Here is a 3,027-nt window from a genome sequence, read left to right as displayed (position 1 = left end):
TCGCCACAGAAGCCCCGCATCACCCACCTCGTAACAAAACCCTATATAATGTGCGCCCTTTTGCCCTCCTGATACCCAAGGAACCTTAGTGAGCACGTTGCCTCCCTGCCCGAAATGCAATTCCGAATACACCTACGAAGACGGTACTCAACTGGTCTGCCCGGAGTGTGCCCACGAATGGTCTGCCAGCGGTGAAGCTGAAACCGCGTCCGATGAGACGGTGAAGAAGGATTCGGTCGGCAATGTCCTGCAGGACGGCGACACCATCACCGTGATCAAGGACCTGAAGGTCAAAGGCACGTCGCTGGTGGTCAAGGTGGGCACCAAGGTCAAGAACATCCGTTTGTGCGATGGCGATCACGACATCGACTGCAAGATCGACGGCATCGGCCCGATGAAACTCAAATCCGAGTTCGTCAGAAAAGTCTGAGCCTTGTGTATTCCATCCCACGTCCCGCGTGGGATGGCGCTTCGCCCTCCCCGCTCCAGCCCCCATTTGCGCCTCCCAGCCAAGCCCGAGCCCATTGAGCTGCCGCAACCCACCGTCAGAAAAACAATTTGAACACCAATAGAGCCTTGCTATTTAGCGAATAAGAATTATTCTCATAACGCCCATCAAGGAGATGAGAACCATGACTTATTTGATCGATGCCTGGCTGGACCGCCCACACCCTTACCTGAGAATCCTGCATCGGGAAACCGGGGAAGTTTGCGCGGTACTTGAAGAAGAAGCCTTGAACGAATTGCAGGACCAGGGGGATCTGGACCTCCACAGCCTCAATTCCAGCGAGCCGCTGGTGCTCAAGGAACTGGTGCGCAATCTCTTCCTGTTCTGTTACGCCCGGGCATTGCGCCCTACGGGTGATTTCAGTGGCAGGTTTCACGGATGAACGCGCAAACCCTGTGGGAGCGAGCCTGCTCGCGATAGCGGTGTGACATTCAACATCATATTGACTGATCGACCGTCATCGCGAGCAGGCTCGCTCCCACAAAAGCCTGCTTAAGTGTTGATGCCTTACAGAACGTCCAACAGCTCGACGTCAAACACCAATACGCTGTGCGGCGGAATGCTGCCAACGCCTTGAGCGCCGTAAGCCAATTCGCTCGGCACGTATAGGCGCCATTTGCTGCCGGCGTTCATCAGTTGCAGGGCTTCGGTCCAGCCCGGGATCACGCCGCCCACCGGGAATTCGGCTGGCTGGCCACGATCGTAGGAGCTGTCGAACACAGTGCCGTCGATCAGGGTGCCGTGGTAATGGGTACGCACCTGATCCTCACGGCTCGGCTTGGCGCCTTCGCCCTGAGTCAGCACTTCAAATTGCAGACCCGAGGCCAGGGTGGTGATGCCTTCGCGCTTGGCGTTTTCAGCCAGGAATGCACGGCCTTCGCCAGCGGCAGCTTCTGCCTTGGCGGCAGCTTCCGCCTGCATGATTTCGCGGATGACTTTGAAGCTGGCGGACATCTCGTCCTGGCCCACACGGCTCGGCTTGCCGGCGAAAGCGTCGGTCAGGCCGGCCAGGATCGCGTCCAGGCTAACGCCCGGTGGCGGGTTGTCGCGCAGTTGGTCGCCCAACTGACGGCCAATGCCGTAGCTGACGCGGGTTTCGTCGGTGGACAGGTTAACTTCGGACATGATGCTGCTCCGCTGTGCGGACGGCTCGGGAATTTGCCGTGCTCGACACAGCGCCTCCCGGAGCGCCCGGAACCAAAAGGGCGAGCAGACTAGCACAGATGCTGTGGCGGGTGATCAGCCACCTCATCAAAGCGCCGCCGCCAAAAACGACAACGCCCGCCTGCTTTGCAACAGACGGGCGGTGCGCCAAGGCGATGAACGGACCTCAGTGCTTGGTCAGTTTATCCAGGTAGCCCATGGCAAACGCCGAAACCACGAAGGTCATATGGATGATCACGTACCACATCAGGTGCTCGGGATCGACGTTCTTGGCGTCCATGAAGATGCGCAGCAGGTGAATCGAGGAAATGGCAACGATCGAGGCCGCAACCTTCATCTTCAGCGAGGACGAATCCATGGTCCCGAGCCAGTTGAGCTTTTCCTTGTCGGAATCGATGTCCAGTTGCGAGACGAAGTTTTCGTAACCGGAAATCATCACCATCACCAACAGGCCGCCCACCAGCGCCATGTCGATCAGCGACAACAGCACCAGAATCAGTTCGGACTCGGCCATGGCAAACACATTGGGAATGACGTGAAAAACTTCCTGGAAGAATTTCAGCGCCAGAGCCAGCAAGCCGAGGGACAGCCCGAAATAGATCGGCGCCAGCAGCCAACGGGAGGCGTACATTGCATTTTCGATAAAGCGTTCCATTGAATCTCACACCAGGGCTGAAAAATCGCGGCGAGTATATCAGTCACGCCCCGGGTCATAAACGCCAGGCCCATCCGTGACTTCAGCCCTTGTGGCAAAACCGTACTGCCAGCCCCCGCACGATGACGGCTTTCAATGCAGCGGGCGAAACTCGAAGCCGTCGACGTTGCGACAACGGCCTCCATTGATTTCCCGTAACTGGGCCTGCATATGCAGGCTCCAGATCTGCGGGTCGTCGGCCAGCTCATAACCGTGCAGTGTCAGGCTTTGCACAATGGTGTCGAGAATGGACTCAGCGGCATTCGGGCCGGGAAAAGGGCCTTGAGCCTTGATGGCCGAAGGTTGTTCGCCAGCCATTCCGGCGGCGAAGAGCAAGGTCCACATACCGGTATCTCCCGCCAGTGGACGGATGGCGCATTCGATACGGGTGACAAGGCCCAGGCATTGACGAGTGAGGCAAAGGTTGCGCGACATGGCGGCGCCCCTCGATAGATCCGGTATTCAGCCTCAGGAAGAGGCTGTTTCGATCCGATGATGGCTCTCGTTATCCTTGAACTGAGGATAGAAGAAAAGTTCCGACCGCAAGTCCCACCGAGACCAGAATGCGCCGAATGGTCATAGTGTGAATATTGACGCCAAAACGGCGGCACTTTTTAAGCATCACCGCAAACAATTGTGGGAGCGAGCCTGCTCGCGATAG

At 57.7% G+C, this 3,027-nt stretch carries 5 protein-coding genes; 2 read left to right on the top strand and 3 right to left on the bottom strand.

Going from position 1 to position 3,027, the window contains the following annotated elements:
* Positions 1–88 precede the first annotated feature (88 nt).
* Together HU811_RS26260 and HU811_RS26255 are read left to right on the top strand one after the other, a co-directional pair.
* Positions 89–430: a zinc ribbon domain-containing protein YjdM gene (locus tag HU811_RS26260; protein WP_076386396.1), complete on the top strand. Its 342-nt coding sequence runs from the start codon at positions 89–91 to the stop codon at positions 428–430.
* Between the two features lie 202 nt (positions 431–632).
* On the top strand, positions 633–890 hold the full coding sequence (locus tag HU811_RS26255) for a PA4570 family protein (protein WP_092459955.1): 258 nt from the start codon (positions 633–635) through the stop codon (positions 888–890).
* A gap of 125 nt (positions 891–1,015) precedes the next feature.
* On the opposite strand, the gene bamJ is transcribed toward HU811_RS26255, so the two are convergent.
* From bamJ to HU811_RS26240, 3 genes are all read right to left on the bottom strand, one after another.
* A complete protein-coding gene (bamJ, locus tag HU811_RS26250; RefSeq protein WP_025215564.1) occupies positions 1,016–1,633 on the bottom strand; it encodes a BamJ family beta-barrel-assembly machinery protein in 618 nt (205 codons plus the stop codon).
* A 205-nt stretch (positions 1,634–1,838) separates the two neighbouring features.
* Entirely contained in the window at positions 1,839–2,327 is a 489-nt protein-coding gene (locus HU811_RS26245) for a TIGR00645 family protein (RefSeq protein WP_025215565.1), read from the bottom strand.
* 132 nt (positions 2,328–2,459) lie between these two features.
* Positions 2,460–2,801, bottom strand: coding sequence for a PA4575 family protein (locus HU811_RS26240; RefSeq protein WP_092459956.1), 342 nt, complete (start codon positions 2,799–2,801; stop codon positions 2,460–2,462).
* Positions 2,802–3,027: the final 226 nt, after the last annotated feature.

The sequence above is a fragment of the Pseudomonas tehranensis genome (assembly GCF_014268615.1).
GTDB lineage: Bacteria > Pseudomonadota > Gammaproteobacteria > Pseudomonadales > Pseudomonadaceae > Aquipseudomonas > Aquipseudomonas tehranensis.
This window is presented reverse-complemented; position numbering and strand designations above follow the sequence as displayed.

Bases quoted from the DNA above. Each gene is read 5' to 3' on its own strand.
- HU811_RS26255 (WP_092459955.1), top strand. From the start codon at position 633: ATGACTTATTTGATCGATGCCTGGCTGGACCGCCCACACCCTTACCTG.
- bamJ (WP_025215564.1), bottom strand. From the start codon at position 1,633: ATGTCCGAAGTTAACCTGTCCACCGACGAAACCCGCGTCAGCTACGGC.
- HU811_RS26245 (WP_025215565.1), bottom strand. From the start codon at position 2,327: ATGGAACGCTTTATCGAAAATGCAATGTACGCCTCCCGTTGGCTGCTG.
- HU811_RS26240 (WP_092459956.1), bottom strand. From the start codon at position 2,801: ATGTCGCGCAACCTTTGCCTCACTCGTCAATGCCTGGGCCTTGTCACC.